Here is a 13,905-nt window from a genome sequence, read left to right on the forward strand (position 1 = left end):
CATGCATAGCGCAGCCCGCGAAGTTTTAGGATTCCCGCCGCCCGGCTTAGCAAGCTTTTAGGAAACGGCCGCCGCCGAAGCGCCTATTGGCAAGGCTCCCAGCGAACGAAGGAGAGCAGGATGAAACAGCAAACGACAGCGATGCCCGAGAATTGCGTCGCCGTGATCGGCGCCGGACCCGGCGGACTTGCCGCAGCGAAGTGGCTCATGGCCCACGGGCTTGATCCGGTCGTCTTCGAAGCGTCCGCCCGGTTGGGCGGCCAGTGGAACTCGGCCTGCGCGACGAGCGCCGTCTGGCCGGGCATGCGCACGAACACGAGCCGGATCATGACGGCCTTTTCCGATCTCGACCACGCGCCCGGCAGCGCGACCTATCTCACCCAGGACGAGATGCTCGACTATCTCGAGCGCTATGCCTTCGTCTCGGGACTGTTGCCGACGCTGCGGCTGTCGACCCGGGTGGAGAGCCTCGAAGCTGCGGCCGGCGGTGGCTGGCTCATCCGCTCGGCGAGCGGCGGGCGCGAGCGCTCGGAGGTCTTCCGGCGGGTTGTGGTGGCGACGGGTCGCTGCGGTACGCCGTCGGTCCCGGAGATTTCGGGCCTCTCGGGCTTTTCCGGATCGCTCGGCGCAATCCACGCCGCCCAATATAACGGCGCCGAGCGCTATCGCGGACGACACGTGCTCGTTGCCGGTTGCTCGATCAGCGCGCTCGAGATCGCCTCGGAGCTCGCCTATGGCGGCGCGCGGGTCACGGTCGCCAATCGCCGCCAGCGCTATGTCCTGCCGAAGCTGATCTCCGGCGTGCCGACCGAGCACGCGATGTTCAACCGCGCCGCAGCCCTCCTCGGCGGCGTGTTGCCGCCGCCGGAGCTTGCCGCGGGGCTGCGGGCCAAGGTGCTCGCCGTCGCAGGCAATCCGGCGCAGTTCGGGGCACCCGCACCCGACGACGACATCTTCGCCGCCGGCATCACCCAGTCGCAGCAGTTCCTGCCGGCGGTGGCGGAAGGGCGCATCGCGGTCATGCCGTGGATCGAGGAGATCGATGGAAACCGTGTCCTCTTCCGCGGCGGCCGCCGGGGCGAGTTCGACGGCATCATCCTCGGGACCGGCTACCGCCTGTCGCTGCCCTTCCTCGATGCCGCGACGGCCGCGACACTCGGCCTCGACGACGTGCACATGGACCTCCATGATCACACCTTCCACCCCGACCTGCCGGGTCTCGCCTTCCTCGGCCTCTACGATCTCGTCGGTCCCTACCTGCCGGTGCTCGAACTGCAGGCCCGCTGGATCAGCTATTGTTTCGCCGGGGTCGTGCCGATGCCGTCGCAGGCGGAGATGGCGGAAGGCGTCGGGCGGGCGCGGGCCATGCGCGCCGGGCCTCCGGCAGTGCCGATGCATGTCGCCGCCCTCGGCTTCGCGCGCAATGCCGGGGTCGACCCGGATCTTTCCGCACGGCCGGATCTCGAACGGGCGCTGCTCTTCGGTCCGCTCTCGGCCGTCTCCTTCCGCCTCGACGGTGCGGATGCGCTCCCCGATGCGACCTTGCGGGTGCAAGGGGCCGCCGCCGCCTTCGGTGCCGTCGCCCATCCCGCCTTCACGGCGGAGGAGCAGGCGATCCGCGGTCTCGTGCGCCGCGAGGCATTGTCTTCCGCCGCCTGATCCTCCGGGGCCGCCGCCGGGCGGCCCCTCGCAACCGCCCGCCGTTCGCCGCGGGGAGCCTGCGGTGGCGGAAATGCCCCTGCCGCACTTGAACCGGGCGGTTTTCGCTCTTATAAGGCGCCATTCCCAACAATAAGTGTGATCAGGGGTGCCATGGCTGGCCATTCACAGTTCAAAAACATCATGCACCGCAAGGGCCGTCAGGATGCCGTGCGGTCGAAAATGTTCTCCAAGCTCGCGCGCGAAATCACCGTTGCCGCAAAGACCGGTCTGCCCGATCCGACGATGAATGCGGCACTTCGCCTGGCTGTTCAGAACGCCAAGGCGCAGTCGATGCCGAAGGACAACATCGAACGCGCGATCAAGAAGGCATCGGGCGCCGATGCCGAAACCTATGATGCCATCCGATACGAGGGCTATGGTCCGGGCGGCGTTGCCGTCATCGTCGAGACCCTGACCGACAATCGCAACCGCACCGCCTCTTCCGTGCGCTCCACCTTCTCCAAGGCCGGCGGCGCACTCGGCGAAACCGGCTCGGTTTCCTTCTCCTTCGACCATGTCGGTGAAATCACCTACAAGCTTTCCGTCGGCGACGCCGACAAGGTGATGGAAGCGGCGATCGAAGCCGGCGCCGAAGACGTCGTCACCGACGAGGACGGCCACACGATCTACTGCGGCTTCGAGGACATCAACGAAGTCTCGAAGGCGCTGGAATCGACCCTCGGCGAAGCCGAATCCGTCAAGGCGATCTGGAAGCCGCAGAACACGATCGAAGTCGACGAGGAAAAGGCGCAGTCGCTGATGAAGCTCATCGACACGCTGGAAGACGACGACGACGTGCAGAACGTCTACTCGAACTTCGAAGTCTCCGACGAGGTCATGGCCAAGCTCTCGGCCTGATCGTCAAGTCACGACACAAAATGAGGCCCGGTTGCCTGCGCAGCCGGGCCTTTTTCTTGTTTGCTCGTGACGTCCGAGTATGACTCCCCTACTGAGAGCTTAAGCCGCCGCGCCGCGGGCGCCGCCGATCACGCCGACGAGGTCGTTGACGATGCGCTCGATCTGGCTGCGGTCGTCGCCTTCCGCCATCACGCGGATCAGCGGTTCGGTGCCGGAGGGGCGGATCACCAGGCGGCCGCTCTTGGCGAGCTCGCTCTCGGCGTCGGCGATCGCCTGCTTGACCGTCTTGTCCTCGAGCGGCTTGCCGCCGGAGATGCGGACGTTGCGCAGGAGCTGCGGCACGGGATCGAAGCGGTGGCAGATCTCGCTCACCGTCTTGCCGGTGCGCTTGACGCAGGCGAGAATCTGCAGCGCCGCAATGATGCCGTCGCCGGTGGTGCCGAAGTCCGAGAGCACGATGTGGCCCGACTGCTCGCCGCCGACATTGTAGTGGTGCTGGCGCATGTACTCGACGACGTAGCGGTCGCCGACCTTGGTGCGGGCGAGATTGAGGCCCTTGCCGTTGAGGAAGCGTTCCAGCCCGAGATTGGACATCACGGTCGCCACGATGCCGTCGCCCTTGAGGCTCTGGTCGTTCGCCCAGGTCTCGGCGATCACCGCCATCAGCTGGTCGCCGTCGACGATGGCGCCGTTCTCGTCGACGATGATGACGCGGTCGGCGTCGCCATCGAGCGCGATGCCGATGTCTGCGCGCACTTCGTGGACCTTCTTCTGCAGCGCCGAAGGATGGGTCGAGCCGCAATCGAGATTGATGTTGGTGCCGTTCGGCTCGTTGCCGATGGTAATCACCTCGGCGCCAAGCTCCCAGAGCGCGGCGGGAGCCACCTTGTAGGCGGCGCCGTTGGCGCAGTCGATGGCGATCCGGAGGCCATGCAGGGTGACGTCGCGCGGCAGGGTGCGCTTGACGAACTCGATATAGCGATAGATGTCGCCGTCGACGCGCTTGGCGCGGCCGATTTCCTTGGCCGGGGCGAGCTGCGCATAGATGTCCTTGTCCAGGAGCTCCTCGATCTGCTGCTCGATCTCGTCGGAAAGCTTGTAGCCGTCCGGCCCGAAGAGCTTGATGCCGTTGTCGGCAAAGGGATTGTGCGAGGCGGAGATCATCACGCCGATGTCGGCGCGCAGCGAGCGGGTCAGCATGGCGACCGCAGGGGTCGGGATCGGTCCGAGCAGGAAGACGTCGAGGCCGGCGGCGGTAAAGCCCGCGACGAGGGCGTTCTCGAGCATGTAGCCGGAAAGGCGGGTATCCTTGCCGATCACCACGCGGTGCCGATGCTGGCCGCGGCGAAAGATCGTGCCCACGGCAATGCCCACCCGCATGGCGAGATCCGGCGTCATCGGAAAGACGTTGGACTGTCCACGGATACCGTCCGTACCGAAATAGCGACGTGACATGTGTACTCCCGAAAGTGCATTGGCGGTGCCGCGGGTGGTTTCAGGCTCCGCCGCGCGACTACACGCAGACGGGCCGGGACGCGGCACCCTCTCGGGCTGCTCTTGCCACAAAACGCGCGAAACGGCACGTAAATTCGCGTCAATGTCCAATATATCCTGTTACCGGAAACGAAAGGGACCGCCGGTCTTTCGAGCGGCGGTCCCGTGTTTCTGCAGGTATGCCTGCGAGGGAGGGGTCAGTGCGGCTGGGGTTCCAGACCGCCCTCGGCCTCTCCGCCCTTGGCGCCGGTGTCCTTCTTGACGCCCGTCGTCGGCACGGCCGAACCGCGGCTCGGCGGCGTGTCGTCGCCGAGGTCGCGGGCGGGCTTCTCGCCCTTCAGCAGGGCCTTGATCTCGTCGCCGGTCAGCGTTTCGTATTCCAGCAGGCCCTCGGCCAGCGCGACGAAGTCGTCGTGCTGCCCGGTGAGGATGCGGTGTGCGTCGACATAGGCCTCGTTGATCAGGCGGCGCACTTCGTTGTCGATCTTCTGCGCGGTCGATTCCGAGACGTTGCGGCTCTGCGAGACGGAATGACCGAGGAAGACTTCCTGCTGGTTCTCGCCGTAGGCGACCTGGCCGAGTTCGTCGGAGAAGCCCCACTGGGTGACCATGGCGCGGGCGAGCTTGGTCGCCTGCTCGATGTCGGAGGCGGCGCCGGAGGTGATGTTCTCCTTGCCGAAGGTCAGTTCCTCGGCGACGCGGCCGCCCATCATGATCGCGAGCCGCGAGACCATCCACTTGTAGCTCATCGAGTAGCGGTCGCCCTCGGGAAGCTGCATGACCATGCCGAGGGCACGGCCGCGCGGAATGATCGTCGCCTTGTGCAGCGGATCGGCGATCGGCACGTTGAGCGCGACGATCGCATGCCCTGCCTCGTGATAGGCGGTCAGCTTCTTCTCGGCCTCGGTCATGGCGGACGAGCGGCGTTCCGCGCCCATCATGATCTTGTCCTTGGCGTCTTCGAATTCCTGCATGGTGACGACGCGCTTGTTGCGCCGCGCCGCCATCAGCGCCGCCTCGTTGACGAGGTTCATCAGGTCGGCGCCGGAGAAGCCGGGCGTGCCGCGGGCGAGCACCTTGAGGTCGACATTCGGCGCCAGCGGAACGTTGCGGGCATGGACCTTCAGGATGCGTTCGCGGCCGACGATGTCCGGGTTCGGGACGACGACCTGGCGGTCGAAGCGGCCCGGACGCAGAAGCGCCGGATCGAGAACGTCGGGACGGTTGGTCGCGGCGATCAGGATGATGCCTTCGTTGGCCTCGAAGCCGTCCATCTCGACGAGCAACTGGTTGAGCGTCTGTTCGCGCTCGTCGTTGCCGCCGCCGAGGCCAGCGCCGCGATGACGGCCGACCGCATCGATTTCGTCGATGAAGATGATGCAGGGCGCGTTCTTCTTCGCCTGCTCGAACATGTCGCGGACGCGGCTTGCGCCGACGCCGACGAACATTTCGACGAAGTCCGAACCCGAAATGGTGAAGAAGGGCACGTTGGCCTCGCCGGCGATGGCGCGGGCGAGCAGCGTCTTACCGGTACCGGGCGGGCCGACCAAAAGCACGCCGCGGGGAATACGTCCGCCGAGGCGCTGGAACTTCTGCGGGTCGCGGAGGAATTCGACGATTTCCTCGAGGTCCTGCTTGGCCTCGTCGACGCCTGCGACGTCATCGAAGGTCACGCGGCCATGGGCCTCGGTGAGTAACTTCGCCTTGGACTTGCCGAACCCCATGGCGCCGCGCGATCCGCCCTGCATCTGCCGCATGAAGAACAGCCAGACGCCGAGGATCAGCAGCATCGGCAGAAGCGTGCCGAGATAGCTGAGGAAGCCGGAGGAACCGTCGGTCTCGGGGCGGGCGACGATCATGACGTTCTTCGACTGCAGCTTTTCGAGCAGCATGTCGTCGATGACCGGCGCATAGGTCTGGAAGGCCGTTCCGTTCTCGACATAGGTGCCGGCGACGCGATTGCCGGTGACGGTGACGTCACGGACGCGGCCGGAATCGACTTCACGAAGGAACTGCGAATACGGGATTTCGCGCGAGCTGGTCTGAGACGGCGACGTCTGGAACATGCTGAAGAGAGCGATCAACAGCAAGGCGATGATGGCCCATAGCGCGAAATTACGAAAATTTGGGTTCATTGAACTCCCCGAACAGAAACAGCCTGCATTGCCTGCGGCCGGTATGATTGTCCATTAACATAGGATTGCGGTGCCGCATTGCCAAGGAAAACCGACCTCGCGAATGCGTTTTCCGTCAACAAGACCTAAATTGGCGCAACGGGATACAGGGACCTGCCGAAGAGCGCGGCCAGAACGTCGGCGGCGGCGAGATCGAAAACCGGCAGAAAATGGTCGAAGGGGGCGAGCACCGGCTCGACCGAAACGGCCTCCACCTCGGCGGCCGCGACGGGTACGCCGCGTTCCGGGGAGATAACATGCGGCAGAACCCGTGCCCGGTGCCGCGCAAGGAGACGGGGGACGGGCCGGTCGTCATCGCCGGCGGGCAGGTCCGGGCCGGGTCCGATCCGGATTTCCTCCTCGCCACCGTTCGTGACGAGAAACCGGTCGTCCCAGAGCGCCGTTCGTCCCGGCGCGATGGTGACTTCCGGCAGATTGCGGTTTTCCCGCATCAGATAGAACCCGTCGGTCCGCTTCCAGCAAAGCGTGCGCGCCGCCGTCGTCCGGCCATGTCCGGGTGCAAGCGCGAGGGCGGTGACGCGATCCATCTGCTCGCCCGCCGGCAGATAGGACCGGCCGCCGAGGACGGCGAGCAGGAACGCCAGCGCATGGCGCAGCACCTCCGGTTCGGCGTCGAATGCTTCGGGCGCGAGCCGGATGATGGTTCCGTGCCGGACCGTGGCGGTGGCACGCAGCAGGTTCGCGGCTTCTGCGGAAAGACGAATGCGGCGGGTGGCGGCGGTCCGGTCGACGTCCGGGGCCGCCTGCGACAGCGCCATGCGGGTGCGGACGCGCTCATAGCCGGGATTGACGTTGCTCGGGTCGTCGATCCAGCCGAGGCCGTTCCGGGTCAGGAAGGCGCGGATCGCCGCGCGCCGGACGGAAAGGAAAGGCCGCACGATCCAGAGCCTGCGGTCGTAGAGGGTGGCGGGGGCCATGCCGGCAAGACCGTGCGGGGAGGGGGCACGGGCCGTGCGCATGGTGATCGTTTCCGCCTGGTCGTCGACGGTATGGCCGGTCACGACCAGATCTGCGTGGCGTTCGACGGCGATATCGGCCAGGAGACGGTAGCGCGCTTCCCGTGCGGTGGCGGAAATGCCGGTCGCGGGCTTCTCGCCGAGCCAGCGGCGGGTTTCGTGCGGGATGCCGAGGTCGCGGCAGAATTCGGCGACGCGCGCGGCTTCGTCGGCGGAGTCCGGCCTCAGGGCGTGGTCGATCGTGGCGGCGAAAAGAGTGTGGGGCTGGTCGCCTGCGGCAATGCGCCGGTGCAGGGCGAGGAGAAGGCCGGTGGAATCGCTGCCGCCGGAAATCGCGACGAGGATGCGCGAGGGCTTTGCGAGCGAACCGAGAAACTGCGAGATGGCGTCTTCGGGCGAGGTGTCCCGCTCGGGCAGGATGTCTGCGGGCGCGTCCATCGCGACGGCCGCGTCAGCAGCTCAGGCGCTTCTGTTCGGTCGCAACCTTGTTGACGACGGCGCGCGAGGCCTTGGGGTAGCGGCGCGTCACTTCCTTGAGCGTGGCGCAGGCGGTCTCGGTATTGTCGAGGGCTGCAAGCGACATGCCGAGCTTCAGCAGCATTTCCGGGGCCTTCGGCGAGGAGCCGTAAGCCTGGTGTGCGTTGAGGAAGGTCTTCGCCGCCTCGTTGAACTTGCCCTGGGAATATTGCGCCTCGCCCAGCCAGAAATGCGCATCGGCCGCCTTGCGGCTCTGCGGATAGCGGCTCAGGAAGTCGTTGAACTCGTTCTCGGCAAGGCCGTAGTCGCCGGAAAGCACATGGCCATAGGCGACCTGGTAGACGTCGGACTCGCTGCCGAGCGAGGCGACTTCGGCACCGCCCGCGGCGGCCGGCGTGTCGACGCCGGGAAGGTTGCTGCCGCTCTCAGCGCCGGGGTTGATCGAGGCGGAGACGGGCATGCCGCTCGAATCGAGCTCGATCGAGCCGAGCGTCTGCTCCGGCGTTCCGAGCGCCGCGCCCGAGGGATCCCCGGCGGATGCCGGGGGCTCGGTGGTGATGACGCGGGCGACCTCGTCCTGCTGCGTGCCGCTCTCGACCGGGGCCTTGAGCGCCCCGCTCTTGGTCGACTTCGACTTCTCCAGATCCTGGAAGCGGAATTCGTTGTCTTCCTGGAACTTGCGGATCTGCTCCTGCATCTGCAGGAGCTGGTAGCTCATTTCCTCGACCCGGCCGTTCAGGGCGCGGATCTCTTCCTCGAGCTGGAGTACGCGGACGGAGGCGTCGTTGCTCTGGGCGAGCACGACCGGCTGCCGCGCGTTGGTGCCCGCCGGGGCCTGTGCCGCCGACGAACCGATACCCGGCATAAGCTGCATGGAGCTCGCGGTGCCGTACAGTCCCCCCAGCGAGACCGTCGCGAGCATCGCGGCCATGGCAAGTCGTTTCATGTCAAGTTTCCTGTTTCGATCTGATCCTCGCGCACGCCGGCGCGGACAGCCGATTCTTTCCAATCGCGGGTAAAAAGCAACTGAAGTTCGGCCAAAGTATGGAGAAAAGACGGAAGGCGGCCCCCTTGCAGGGACCGCCTTCGACAATCGGTCGGAATGCCTGTTCTCAGAGGCCGGCGCCGCCGCCGAGCACGGTGACCGCGCGGCGGTTCTGCGACCAGCAGGAGATGTCGTCGCAGACGGCGACCGGACGTTCCTTGCCGTAGGAGATGGTCTTCATGCGGTTCGCCGGAACGCCGCGCGAGGCGAGGTAGTCGCGGGTCGTGGCGGCACGGCGGGCGCCGAGAGCGAGGTTGTATTCGCGGGTGCCGCGTTCGTCGGCATGGCCTTCGACGGTGATCGCGTACTGCGGATACTTCATCAGCCATTGGGCCTGGCGGTCGAGCGTCTGCTGGGCGTCGGCACGGATCGAGGACGAGTCGGTGTCGAAGAAGATGCGGTCGCCGACGTTCACGGTGAAGTCCTGCTGCGAACCCGGGGTGCCCGCACCACCGGCACCAAGGCCGAGGTCGGAGGCGCTGTTCGGAAGGTTCTTCTTCGAGGCGCAGCCGGCGAGGGCAAGCGTGAGGGCCAGCGCGACGATGGCGGGGTTGCGCGCGAGTTTCTGCATGCGGCTCGTGGCCGGAACGTAAGTACGGCTCATCGCCGGTCTCTCCTTGAATGTCTTCGGTTAGGGTTGCCGGACTCTAACCGTTCTAGGTTAACCGGCATCGAATGAACATGGTTAACAGGGTCCTAAAACACCGCTGAAAGCCGCTGATTTGCAGCACTTTGCGGCAAGAAAGAGGCGCAATTGCGCCTCATTCGAGGAGCGGCGACCAGGCCGGGTCCGAGGCGTAGGACGGCGTCTGGATCATCTGCTCGTTATAGCCGGTGAGATCGATCGAATAGAGCTGCGGCCCGCCGGCGCCGGCTGCCTGGCGGAAGAACATGATGACGCGACCGTTCGGCGCCCAGGTCGGGCCCTCGTTGTGGAAGCCGGTCGTCAGGATGCGTTCGCCGGAACCGTCGGGCTTCATTACGCCGATCGAGAACTTGCCGCCCGACTGCTTGGTGAAGGCGATGAGGTCGCCGCGCGGCGACCAGACCGGCGTCGAATAGGAACCGTCGCCGAAGGAGATGCGGGTCTGGCCGGAGCCGTCGGCGCCCATGACGTAGAGCTGCTGGCGTCCGCCGCGGTCGCTTTCGAAGACGATCCGCCCACCGTCCGGGGAATAGGAGGGCGAGGTGTCGATCGCCGCGGTGTTGGTGAGCCGCGTCGTCGTGCGCGAGCGCAGGTCCATCGTGTAGATGTTGGCGTTACCGTCCTGCTGCAGGCTCATGATGACCCGCTGGCCATCGGGAGAGAAGCGCGGGCTGAAGGTCATGCCGGGGAAGTTGCCGACGACTTCGCGCTGCCCGGTTTCGAGCTGCAGGAGGTAGACACGCGGCTGCTGGCCTTCGAAGGACATGTAGGTCACTTCCTGGCGGCTCGGCGAGAAGCGCGGCGTCAGCACGATGTCCTTGGTGTTGGTCAGCATGCGGACGTTTGCGCCGTCCTGGTCCATGATCGCGAGCTGGCGCTTGCGGTCGGCCTTGGTGCCGCTTTCCGAGACGAAGACGACGCGGGTGTCGAAATAGCCCTTCTCGCCGGTGATGCGCTCATAGATCGCATCGGCGATGATGTGGGCGACACGGCGCCAGTTCTCCGGCTGGGTGAAGAACTGCTGGCCGGTCATCTGCTGGCCGGCGAAGGTGTCCCACAGGCGGAACTCGGCGCGCAGTCGTCCGTCGCCTTCCTTGCTGATCCGGCCGACGACGAGCGCCTGGGCGTTGACGACCTTCCAGTCCTCGAAGCGCGGGGCCTGGTCGGGGTTGGAGACCTTCTCGATGAAGGCCTGGCGGTTGACCGGGGCGAACAGCCCCGAGCGTTTCAGGTCCGCCTCGATCACCTGGGATATCCGGGCGCCGATGTCGTCACCCGACACGAAGTCGGTGACGGCGATCGGCAGGGGTTCGACATTGCCCTTGTTGATGTTGATCTCGACGAGCGCGTTCGCCGGCGTTGCGAAGGCGCCGGCAAGGCCGACGATCACCGCCAGATATCGAAGAAGATTGAGCTTCATCATTCGTTTCAGGCCTTTAGCTTTTTTTACATCATTTCGCTGGGGTCGAAGTTCACGACGACCTCCGACCAGGCGTCATATTTGTCGGGTGGAAGATTGGTGAAGGGCGCCGAGCGCAGGACTGCACGCCGCGCGCTCGCCATCATGACCTGCTGCGTGGAGGCTTCGCCGCCGCTGGCGGTGACCTCCGGATCTCCGACCAGGTTGCCGGCTTCGTCGAGCCGGAAGCGGACCTGGATGACCATGCCCTCCATTCCGGCGAGGCCGGGAATGAACGACCAGTTGTTCTGGATCACGCCTTTCAGCGCATCCATCTCGCTCTGGCTGAGCTTCGAGCCGCCGGTGGTCTTCTTGCCGCCGAACGCCGCCTTGTCCTGGGAGGCCTTGGCGCCGCCGGCCGTCGGATCGTTCTTGTTGAGAAGCGCTGCGATCTCGTCGGCGTTGAAGTCGCTTTCCTTCGACGACTTGGACTTGGCCGATTCCTGATTCTTGTCGGCCTTCTTCTTGTCCGGGCTCTTCGCCGTCTGGGTCTCCGCCGGCTTCTTCTCCGCCGGCTTTTCGGCGGGCTTCGGCTTTTCCGGTTTCGGCTTGGCGGCCGGCAGGGGCACGCTTTCCGGCAGCGGGATTTCCTCGGCCGCCGTTTCCTCGGGCTTGGCTTCCGGCTTCGCCTCGGGCGCCGGCTCGGGCTTCGTTTCGCTCGGCGGCTCCGCCTTGGCGACCTCGGTCGAAGGATTGGTCGCCGTGTCTTCCTTGATGATGTCCTGGACGTCGTTGGTCACGTCGTCCTGCTTCGGCTGGACCTTCTCGACCTTTTCCGGCGCGGCGGAGGATTCGGCATTGTTCGGCTTGGCGTTCGGGGTCGGCACCGATTTCAGGTCGACCTTGTTGTCGCCGAGGTTCTCGGCGTTCTCCACAGAGGTCGGCTTCTGCGTCGGCACGGGCGCGGACTTCTCGGCGACGGGCGCCTTCTTGTCGCCCTGCTGGATCTGGGTGATCTCCTCGATCGGCACGATGTCGACCGGCAGCGCCTCGACGTCGGCGACGTCGAAGGACTGGGGCGCGCTGATGGTGACCAGCGCCATGACGAGCGCCAGCACATGCAGGACGGCCGATGTGATGAGACTGCCTTTCATAGCGTCCGATCACTTTTCCTGTTCTTGCAGCGTCACGAGGCCGATGTTCTTGTAACCGGCCGCGGAAATGCGGGCCATCACCTTCATCACGGTGCCGTAGGCGGCGGTGGTGTCGCCGCGCACGTAGATGCGTTCGTTGTAGCCGGTGGTGGCGATTGCCTGCAGCTTGGCGACGACCTCGTCGATGGCGATCGGGGTCTCCTGCAGATACACCTCTCCGGCCGGATTGACCGAGATGGTGATCGGCTGGGTGTCGGCGTTCATCGCCTTCGCCTGCGTTTCCGGCAGGTCGATCGGCACGCCGACCGTCATCATCGGCGCGGCCACCATGAAGATGATCAGCAGCACGAGCATGACGTCGACGAGCGGCGTCACGTTGATGTCGCTCATCGGCTTCTTCTTGCCGCCGCCACGACGCGAGCCGCGGCGACCGCCGCCACCGCCATTCGATCCAACAGACATTGCCATCGGTCAGTCTCCGTAACCGGCCGCCCTTACTGGGCGGCCTGACGCGGTTGCAGCTTCTCGTCGATCTGGCGCGAGAGGATGGCCGAGAATTCGTCGGCGAAACCTTCCATGCGGGCCGTCAGCTTGCCGGCATCGCCGGAGAAGCGGTTGTAGGCGATAACCGCGGGAATAGCGGCGACGAGGCCGATCGCGGTCGCGAGCAGCGCTTCGGCGATACCCGGGGCGACGACGGCGAGATTGGTCGACTTCGATCCGGCGATCGCCTGGAAGGAGGTCATGATACCGACGACGGTGCCGAACAGGCCGACGAAGGGTGCGGCAGAGCCGATGGTGGCGAGCGAGCCGAGGCGGGCCTCCAGCTGTTCGGATTCACGCGCGAGCGTCACGTCCATGGCACGGTCGATACGCATCTGCAGGCCGATCGGCGAACGGGCGCCGCGTTCGAAGCTCTTCTTCCATTCCCGCATGGCGGCGACGAAGATCGCGCCGAGGCCCGTATTGTTGCGCTCGGCAAGCGTCCGATAGAGTTCCTCGAGCGACTGGCCCGACCAGAAAACCTGCTCGAACTGGTCGAACTGCCGCCGCGCCCTCGTGTAGCTCATCGTCTTGTCGATGACGATCGCCCAGGTCCAGACCGAGGCCGAAAGCAGCCCCAGCATGACCAGTTTCACCACGAAGCCCGCCTGTATGAACAGACTCCAGAGGCTCACGTCCTGCGTCGCTGCCGCCAAATCAACTGCTTCCATCGCTTTGTAATCCCCGAAATCCAAACGCCCGGCACGAGACCGGGCGGTTCAAGATTGCTTGCCTATAAGGAGTCCGGTCGCCATCCGCTTCAAGCTCCCAGAACGCCTTGTTGCGTTCAATTTTGGTCAAACGAAGGCGTGCATCGCACAAATCTGCGTGCCGCCAGTAAGCCCCGATATGGTTAAGATATCGTTAGTGCGGCGCTTGTGCGCTCGATGTGAGGAACTGTGCCGCGAGCGTCTCCGGCAGGCGGCGCGGGCGCCCGAGCCGGTTGACGACGGCGATGGTCACCTTTGCCGCGATCAGCAGCTGCTCGCCACGGCGGATCTCCTGCTTGAGCACCATCTTGGCACCGCCCGCCTTCGTCGTCGTCGTGGAAATCTCCAGCACGTCGTCCATGCGCGCCGGGCTCTTGAAGTCGATCTCCATCCGGTGGACGACAAAAACGAGGCCTTCGTCGTCGATGCCGAGCAGCGTGCTCTGTTCGACGCCGAGGCAGCGCAGATAGTCGGTGCGGCCGCGTTCCAGGAAGTGCAGGTAGCGGGCGTGATAGACGAGGCCGGAGAAGTCGGTGTCTTCGTAATAGACCCGCTGGAGCAGGCGATGGCCGGTTTCGACGAGCTCGCCGCATATGGAAATCGCTTTGTTCATCAAATGCTTATCCTTTTACACTCTCAATAGCTCAGGGTTTTGTGGAGCCGGACCGGCGGCATTGTAGTTCTGTCACAAATGGGCATTATCAGAATTCGAGCGCAACCGGCACAG

The 13,905-nt window shown here is 65.3% G+C and carries 12 protein-coding genes; 2 read left to right on the forward strand and 10 right to left on the reverse strand.

Annotated features, from left to right (window positions below; translation table 11 throughout):
- Positions 1-120: 120 nt before the first annotated feature.
- Together EUU22_RS11220 and EUU22_RS11225 are read left to right on the forward strand one after the other, a co-directional pair.
- Positions 121-1,659, forward strand: coding sequence for a flavin-containing monooxygenase (locus EUU22_RS11220; protein WP_129332083.1), 1,539 nt, complete (start codon positions 121-123; stop codon positions 1,657-1,659).
- Positions 1,660-1,812: 153 nt separating this feature from the next.
- Positions 1,813-2,559 (forward strand): YebC/PmpR family DNA-binding transcriptional regulator, encoded by a 747-nt coding sequence (locus tag EUU22_RS11225; RefSeq protein WP_129332084.1) that lies wholly within the window; start codon positions 1,813-1,815, stop codon positions 2,557-2,559.
- A 99-nt stretch (positions 2,560-2,658) separates the two neighbouring features.
- Here the strand turns inward: EUU22_RS11225 and glmM are convergent, their stop codons facing one another.
- The 10 genes from glmM to ybgC form a co-directional block, all read right to left on the reverse strand.
- On the reverse strand, positions 2,659-4,014 hold the full coding sequence (gene glmM / locus EUU22_RS11230; RefSeq protein WP_129332085.1) for a phosphoglucosamine mutase: 1,356 nt from the start codon (positions 4,012-4,014) through the stop codon (positions 2,659-2,661).
- A gap of 236 nt (positions 4,015-4,250) precedes the next feature.
- Positions 4,251-6,188, reverse strand: coding sequence for an ATP-dependent zinc metalloprotease FtsH (gene ftsH, locus EUU22_RS11235; RefSeq protein ID WP_129332086.1), 1,938 nt, complete (start codon positions 6,186-6,188; stop codon positions 4,251-4,253).
- 125 nt (positions 6,189-6,313) lie between these two features.
- Positions 6,314-7,642 carry a tRNA lysidine(34) synthetase TilS gene (tilS, locus tag EUU22_RS11240; protein WP_129332087.1) on the reverse strand — a complete coding sequence of 443 codons (1,329 nt, stop codon included), beginning with the start codon at positions 7,640-7,642 and terminating at the stop codon, positions 6,314-6,316.
- 13 nt (positions 7,643-7,655) lie between these two features.
- Positions 7,656-8,627 (reverse strand): tol-pal system protein YbgF, encoded by a 972-nt coding sequence (gene ybgF / locus EUU22_RS11245; RefSeq protein WP_129332088.1) that lies wholly within the window; start codon positions 8,625-8,627, stop codon positions 7,656-7,658.
- A gap of 166 nt (positions 8,628-8,793) precedes the next feature.
- Positions 8,794-9,330: a peptidoglycan-associated lipoprotein Pal gene (gene pal, locus EUU22_RS11250; RefSeq protein ID WP_129332089.1), complete on the reverse strand. Its 537-nt coding sequence runs from the start codon at positions 9,328-9,330 to the stop codon at positions 8,794-8,796.
- A 157-nt stretch (positions 9,331-9,487) separates the two neighbouring features.
- Positions 9,488-10,795 (reverse strand): Tol-Pal system beta propeller repeat protein TolB, encoded by a 1,308-nt coding sequence (gene tolB, locus EUU22_RS11255; protein ID WP_112689826.1) that lies wholly within the window; start codon positions 10,793-10,795, stop codon positions 9,488-9,490.
- 23 nt (positions 10,796-10,818) lie between these two features.
- On the reverse strand, positions 10,819-11,925 hold the full coding sequence (tolA, locus tag EUU22_RS11260; RefSeq protein WP_129332090.1) for a cell envelope integrity protein TolA: 1,107 nt from the start codon (positions 11,923-11,925) through the stop codon (positions 10,819-10,821).
- Positions 11,926-11,934: 9 nt separating this feature from the next.
- Positions 11,935-12,393 (reverse strand): protein TolR, encoded by a 459-nt coding sequence (gene tolR / locus EUU22_RS11265; protein ID WP_129332091.1) that lies wholly within the window; start codon positions 12,391-12,393, stop codon positions 11,935-11,937.
- A gap of 26 nt (positions 12,394-12,419) precedes the next feature.
- On the reverse strand, positions 12,420-13,139 hold the full coding sequence (gene tolQ / locus EUU22_RS11270) for a protein TolQ (protein ID WP_112689823.1): 720 nt from the start codon (positions 13,137-13,139) through the stop codon (positions 12,420-12,422).
- Positions 13,140-13,332: 193 nt separating this feature from the next.
- Positions 13,333-13,791, reverse strand: a complete 459-nt coding sequence (gene ybgC, locus EUU22_RS11275) for a tol-pal system-associated acyl-CoA thioesterase (RefSeq protein WP_129332092.1) — start codon at positions 13,789-13,791, stop codon at positions 13,333-13,335.
- Positions 13,792-13,905 lie beyond the last annotated feature (114 nt).

The sequence above is a fragment of the Ciceribacter ferrooxidans genome, assembly GCF_004137355.1.
Taxonomy (GTDB): Bacteria; Pseudomonadota; Alphaproteobacteria; order Rhizobiales; family Rhizobiaceae; genus Allorhizobium; species Allorhizobium ferrooxidans.